The organism is Allobosea sp. P1_A7, assembly GCF_056406775.1.
The window spans coordinates 1-6,176 of record NZ_JBFTZN010000325.1 but is presented as its reverse complement, the minus strand read 5'-3'; the positions used below and the strand labels follow the sequence as shown (position 1 = coordinate 6,176).

At 65.1% G+C, this 6,176-nt stretch carries 9 protein-coding genes; 6 read left to right on the top strand and 3 right to left on the bottom strand.

The genetic code is table 11. The annotated features are described in order from the left end of the window. Positions 1-910 (top strand): AMP-binding protein (locus tag AC1D34_RS32860; RefSeq protein WP_476826499.1); only part of this gene is annotated, 910 nt, incomplete at its 5' end. A gap of 116 nt (positions 911-1,026) precedes the next feature. Here AC1D34_RS32860 and AC1D34_RS32855 read toward each other — a convergent pair. Next, positions 1,027-1,215 carry a DUF465 domain-containing protein gene (locus tag AC1D34_RS32855; RefSeq protein WP_043238472.1) on the bottom strand — a complete coding sequence of 63 codons (189 nt, stop codon included), beginning with the start codon at positions 1,213-1,215 and terminating at the stop codon, positions 1,027-1,029. 228 nt (positions 1,216-1,443) lie between these two features. Here AC1D34_RS32855 and AC1D34_RS32850 point away from each other — a divergent pair, with 228 nt between their 5' ends. The 5 genes from AC1D34_RS32850 (at position 1,444) to AC1D34_RS32830 (ending at position 4,891) form a co-directional block, all read left to right on the top strand. Next, the gene (locus AC1D34_RS32850; protein ID WP_043238474.1) at positions 1,444-1,662 is read left to right on the top strand and encodes a YdcH family protein; all 219 of its coding nucleotides are present in this window, start codon (positions 1,444-1,446) and stop codon (positions 1,660-1,662) included. Positions 1,663-1,772: 110 nt separating this feature from the next. Continuing rightward, positions 1,773-2,270, top strand: a complete 498-nt coding sequence (gene purE, locus AC1D34_RS32845; protein ID WP_441506984.1) for a 5-(carboxyamino)imidazole ribonucleotide mutase — start codon at positions 1,773-1,775, stop codon at positions 2,268-2,270. Next, the gene (locus AC1D34_RS32840) at positions 2,267-3,367 is read left to right on the top strand and encodes a 5-(carboxyamino)imidazole ribonucleotide synthase (RefSeq protein WP_441488186.1); all 1,101 of its coding nucleotides are present in this window, start codon (positions 2,267-2,269) and stop codon (positions 3,365-3,367) included. The genes purE and AC1D34_RS32840 overlap by 4 nt, the downstream gene beginning before the upstream one ends. Before the next feature lie 209 nt (positions 3,368-3,576). After that, on the top strand, positions 3,577-3,810 hold the full coding sequence (gene rpsU, locus AC1D34_RS32835) for a 30S ribosomal protein S21 (protein WP_038359685.1): 234 nt from the start codon (positions 3,577-3,579) through the stop codon (positions 3,808-3,810). Between the two features lie 235 nt (positions 3,811-4,045). Beyond that, positions 4,046-4,891 carry a tetratricopeptide repeat protein gene (locus AC1D34_RS32830; RefSeq protein ID WP_244523454.1) on the top strand — a complete coding sequence of 282 codons (846 nt, stop codon included), beginning with the start codon at positions 4,046-4,048 and terminating at the stop codon, positions 4,889-4,891. Positions 4,892-4,912: 21 nt separating this feature from the next. Here the strand turns inward: AC1D34_RS32830 and AC1D34_RS32825 are convergent, their stop codons facing one another. Next, positions 4,913-5,758, bottom strand: coding sequence for an alpha/beta hydrolase (locus tag AC1D34_RS32825; RefSeq protein WP_476826498.1), 846 nt, complete (start codon positions 5,756-5,758; stop codon positions 4,913-4,915). A 41-nt stretch (positions 5,759-5,799) separates the two neighbouring features. Next, a partial coding sequence (locus tag AC1D34_RS32820; protein ID WP_476826497.1) for an N-acetyltransferase family protein occupies positions 5,800-6,176 on the bottom strand: 377 nt, incomplete at its 5' end.

The window sequence follows — 6,176 nt, the reverse complement described above, 5'->3', positions numbered from 1 at the left end:
GTGCTTCCCCTGGTCGATCTCGATCCTCGCCGGCACCCATGTCTGCCTGCGCCAGGTCCGCGCCAAGGCGCTGTACGCGGCGCTGGCGGATCATGGCGTCACCCATCTCTGCGGCGCACCCATCGTGATGTCGACGCTGCTCAACGCCCCGGCGGAGGAACGCCGCCCCTTCTCGCAGAAGGTCTCCTTCCTCACCGCCGCCGCCCCGCCGCCAGAAGCCGTGCTTGCCGCGATGAAGCAGGCTGGGTTCGAGGTGACGCATCTCTACGGCCTGACCGAGACCTATGGTCCCTCAGTCGTGAATGAGTGGCAGCGCGACTGGGACGCCTTGGAAGCTGCGGACCAGGCCGTGCTGAAAGCACGCCAGGGCGTGCGCTACCCCGCTCTGGAAGCCCTCGATGTACTCGACCCGGAAACCATGCAGCCGGTTCCCCGCGATGGTCAGACACTCGGCGAGGTGATGTTCCGCGGCAATGTCGTGATGAAGGGCTACCTCAAGAATCCGAAGGCGACCGAAGCTGCCTTTGCCGGTGGCTGGTTCCATTCCGGCGACCTCGGCGTGCGTTATGCCGACGGCTATATCCAGCTCAAGGACCGCTCCAAGGACATCATCATCTCCGGCGGCGAGAACATCTCCTCGATCGAGGTCGAGGATGCGCTCTACAAGCATCCCTCGGTGCAATCGGCTGCGGTTGTCGCCAGGCCGGACGAGAAATGGGGTGAGACGCCCTGCGCCTTCGTCGAACTCATGCCGGGGAAGAATGCGACCGAGGCGGAGATCATCGCCTTCTGCCGCGGGCTTCTGGCCTCGTTCAAATGCCCCAAGACGGTGGTCTTCACCGAGATCCCCAAGACCTCGACCGGCAAGATCCAGAAATTCAAGCTGCGCGAGATGGCAAGGGCCCTGTAGTGCCAGGCGCGGATTCCAGTCCTGCATGTCCATTCAACGAGAAAGCCGGCCCCTCCTGGGACCGGCTCGATCAAAACCATCCTATTCGACGGGCGATGGCTGCCCCGTTATCCCGTTCAATGCAGCGTCGGCTGCGGCATCGTCATTCTGACGCGCTCGATCTCTTCCTTCAGCAGCAGCTTCTTCCGCTTCAACTCGGACACACTCAGCGTATCGGAAGAGGGGCGCGCCGCGGCTTGGGCGATGGCTTCCTCAAGCTGACGATGCTTGCGCTCGAGCTCGGCGAGGTGGGTCTGCAGCGACATCTGGATTCTCCTGATGAGCGATTGACGGGGGGAGTCTGACACAGAGCCGGCTTCAAGTCTCTGGGGCAGCAGTGCACTGCACCATGAGTTTCCGTGATCCTGGGTCTCTCCTTCCCGCAGGGCGCGAATGGCACGCGCTATCCCTGCGCGAAGCGACACTGCGCTCTTGCCGGGCCGCCCGCGCCTGAGCATAGTCGACCCGGATCGCGGCAATGATGAGACGGCTTCATGGGATTCGAGCTGAGCCCTGAGGAGATCGAGGCCTTTACGGCCGAGCTGGCTCGTCTGCGCGAAGAGCATCGCGACCTCGACAGCGCCATCGACGCGTTGGAGCGCATGGGCGCGATCAATCAGATCCAGGTGCAGCGCCTGAAGAAGCGGAAGCTCTACCTCAAGGACCGCATCACGCAGATCGAAGACGCGCTGACGCCGGACATCATCGCCTGATGCGGAAAACAGCACACAGAACAATGATTTCGACGAATCGGTGCTTGCCTGCCGGGCTGCCCGCAGTTTAAGTCGCGCGCTTCCTCCCCTCGCATGGGAAGCGAGTGCACATGGCCGATACCAGCCCTCCTGTCGCCATCATCATGGGCAGCCAGTCCGACTGGGCGACGATGCGTCATGCGGCCGAAGTCCTCGACATGCTCGGCGTGGCCCACGAGGCTCGCATCATGTCCGCGCACCGGACCCCGGAACGCATGTTCTCCTTCGCGAAGGAAGCCAAGGCGAAGGGCTTCAAGGTCATCATCGCGGGCGCCGGCGGGGCCGCGCATCTGCCGGGCATGACGGCTTCGCTGACGCCGCTTCCGGTCTTCGGAGTGCCGGTCGAATCCAAGGCCCTTTCCGGCCAGGACAGCCTGCTCTCGATCGTGCAGATGCCGGCGGGCATCCCGGTCGGCACGCTCGCCATCGGCCGGGCCGGGGCGGTCAATGCCGGCCTCCTCGCCGCCGCCGTGCTCGCCTTGGGCGATGAGCCCCTGGCCGAGCGGCTGGAAGCCTATCGCAGCCGCCAAAGCGGGGCGGTCGCCGAATTCCCCAGGGACGACGCATGAGCACGCCCGATCCGCGCGGGCTTGGCCCCGGCGCCATGCTCGGCATCCTCGGCGGTGGGCAGCTTGCCCGCATGATTGCGCTCGCCGCCGCCGATCTCGGCATTCGCGCCCATATTTTCGCGCCCGAGGCTGATAGCCCGGCCTTCGACGTCGCCGCCCGTCATACGATCGGCGCCTATGAAGACGAGGCTGCGTTGGCCGGATTTGCCGATGCGGTCGACCTCGTCACCTATGAGTTCGAGAATGTGCCGCATGCGACAGCGGCCTTCCTCGCCGCGCGCACGCCGCTTCATCCCGGCGCGCGCGCCCTGGCCCTGACGCAGGACCGGCTGAGCGAGAAGAGCTTCGTCGCCGATCTCGGGCTGGCGGTTGCGCCGTTCCGCGCCGTCGATTCGCTGGCCGATCTCGAACGCGCGGTCGCCGAACTCGGCCGCCCCAGCGTCCTGAAGACGCGCCGCTTCGGCTATGACGGCAAGGGGCAGGTGAAGATCGCGGCTGATACCGATCTGGCCGAAGCCTATGAGGCCATCGGGCATTTTCCTGCCATCCTCGAAGGCTTCGTCAGCTTCAGCCGGGAGGTTTCCGTCGTCGCAGCCCGCAACACTGCCGGCGACTTCGCTGCATTCGATCTTTGCGAGAACGAGCATCGCGACCACATCCTCGCCTTCACGCATGTGCCGGCGCAGGTTGCGGCCGGGACCTCCGCCAGCGCCATCGAGGCGGCGCGCAAGATCGGAGAAGCGCTCGGCTATATCGGTGTCTTCGCCGTCGAGATGTTCGTGGTTGGCGAGGGCGCGAGCGAGACCGTCATCATCAACGAGATCGCGCCGCGGGTGCACAATTCCGGACACTGGACCAGCGAAGGCGCCGAGACCTCGCAATTCCACCAGCATGTCCGCGCCGTCTGCGGCCTGCCGCTTGGATCGGCCACCCGTCGCGGCACTGTCGAGATGGAAAACCTTGTCGGCGACGCCGCACTTCGTTGGCGGGAAATCCTGGCAGAGCCGGGCGCGCATCTGCATCTCTACGGCAAGCGGGATGCCCGCCCCGGCCGCAAGATGGGCCATGTCACGCGGCTGAAGCCGGCCCGCACATAACGTGCTTCCTTACGGAGTCGGCACTCATTCCTGCCGGCTTGTCCGGACGAATCCCGCGGCTCGTCTCCGCCCGCGATTTCTCCACGTTCTCCGGCTCTTCCGGCGTGGACAGCCGAATTGAATTCTGTTATCCGCACAACCCTTCCTGCGAGTTGAGAAACTTCGCCGGACCCGAAATCTTGACCAACCCGCTAAAGACGGACAATCACGTGCAGGTTCTCGTTCGCGACAACAATGTCGATCAGGCTCTTCGCGCCCTCAAGAAAAAGATGCAGCGCGAAGGCATTTTCCGGGAGATGAAGCTCCGCGGTCATTACGAGAAGCCTTCCGAGAAGAAGGCGCGCGAGAAGGCGGAAGCCGTCCGCCGCGCCCGCAAGCTGGTCCGCAAGAAGCTGCAGCGCGAGGGCCTTCTGCCCGCGCCGGTGAAACCCAAGCGCCCCTGATCTCCGGCTGAGGGCGGCCGCTTTGGCCGCTTCGCACGGATGCATCATGTCGAATCAGCGCCTGGAGCCTCTCCGGGCGTTGTTGCTTTTTCGGCGGCGTTAACCAAAGCTTGGCAGGATGCAGGCGTTCTCGCGTGAAGGGGCGCTGTCGGCTGGGGAGCGCAATCAGGTCATGACGACCAACGGGGTCGAGCATGGCAGTCGAGGCACAGAACCGGGACCGATGAGGCAGAGCATGTTTCGAGGCAAGAGCTGGCTGGCTGCAGCCGGCATCGCCGTCGCGCTGGCAGGATGCGACACCGTTTCCAATCTGGGCTCACAGAGCGCAATTGCTGAAGTCGATGCGGAATCATCCGCCAATGCGAGCGTGAATATCGGCTCGCTCAGCGAGGTCATCAACCGCAACCCCAACGATCCGCAGGCCTATAACACCCGCGGCGCGGCCTATGCCCGTGCCGGCCGCTACTCCGACGCGATCTCCGATTTCACCAAGGCGGTGCAGATCGACCCGAACCTCGCCTCGGCCTATACCAATCGCGCATTGGCGCTGCGCCAGAGCGGCCGCAATGACGCGGCGATGGCAGACTTCAACCGCGCCACCACAGCCAACCCGAACTATGCCCCGGCCTATATCGGGCGTGCCAACCTGCTGCGCCAGCAGGGCAACAGTCAGCAGGCGCTGTCCGACCTCAACACCGCGATCCGCCTGAATCCAGAATCGGCCGAAGCCTTCCATGCCCGTGGTCTGGTCTATCAGAAGGAAGGCCAGCACCAGCATGCGATCACCGATTTCGACTCGGTCATCGATCGCAATCCCTATAACGCCCCGCCCTATACGGCCCGCGGCCAGAGCCTGATCGCGGTCGGAAAGTTCGAGCAGGCGATCGAGGACTTCACGGCTTCGCTCAATGTCGACAACCGCAACGCCGAAGCCTGGGCCGGTCGCGGACTCGCCAGCGAAAAGCTCGGCAAGAAGACTGAAGCGGCCGAGAACTATCAGCGCGCCCTGAGCCTGGACAGCAACAATGCAACCGCCCGCGCCGGCCAGGCGCGCCTCGGCGGAGGCAGCCTCTTCCGCTGACCATACCGCCAGGCCGCCGCGCTACTCGACGGCGCGGCTTTCTTGGCCGGCAACGGCACCGTTCGTCAGATTGGCCAGGAAGCCCCGGATCTCGGGCAGCGAACCATGCGCCGGCAGGTCCTGGTGGCCACCGCTGGAAAAGCGGACGAAGCGCTTGGGCATGTTCGCCATGTCGTAGAGTGCCTGCCCCTGCGCGAAGGGAATGACGGCATCGCGGCCACCGTGCAACACCAGCAGTGGCGCGGTGACGCGGCCGATGACGGCGTCCGACCGGAACTGATCCTTCATCAGCCAGCCGATTGGTGCGAAGGGATAGGCGAGTTGCGCCACTGCAGCTGCCGACAGATAGGGCGCCTCGAGTATCACGGCCTTGAGCGGGCGCTCCGCTGCAAGCTTGAGCACAACACCGGTGCCCAGGGATTCGCCATAGCCAACCAGCCGATCGGCGCCAAAGCGTGAGACGGCAGCGTCATAGGCCGCACGCGCATCGAGCAGCAGCCCCTCTTCCGACGGCGCGCCGCTCGACCCGCCATAGCCGCGATAATTCACGGCGAAGAGCCCGGTCCCGTCCTCGGTCAGGCCACGGAAGCGCGCCTGGCGGGCGGATCTCGCGAAATTGCCGGCATTGCCGTGGAAGAACAGCAGCACCGGCTTGCCCTCGCGCGGCGGCACCACCCAGGCGATCAGCCRCTCGCCATCGGCAGCAGTTAGCGTCGTCTCCTCGACACCTGGCAGATTGGCCGCAGCGATGTCTGCACGTGTCGGGTCGCGCGGATACAAAAGCTCGCGCTGCTCGACATAGAGCAGCGCCAGAAAGGTCAGATAGAGGACAAGCCCAGCGAGCGCGAGAAGGCGAATGAGCTTCATGCCGATCATGGTCCCCGATCACCGCGGCGGCACGGCCACGCTCAGTCCAGCACCTTCATCATGTCCACGGAGGCCGTCTCGAAGCCTGCGCGGCGATAAGCCCTGAGCGCGAGGTCATTGCCCTCCAGCACACCGAGATGGAGGACCTTGCGCCCCGTCGCCCGCGCAAAGCGCTCGGCTTCCGCCAGCAGGATCTGACCGATGCCGGTCCCACGCTCCGCGGCGCCAACGACGATATTCTCGATATAGACGTGATCGCGCAGGTGCTCGTGTACGAACGGGCCGGTCCGGGCAAGCTGCAGCGCGAGATAGCCGACGACGCGGCCATCGCTCTCGGCGACCATCAGCACACCCCCGGTCTCGTCCGCCTTCTCACGATCATCTGCCAGGCAGGCGGCGGCCACCTCCGGCCCGGTCC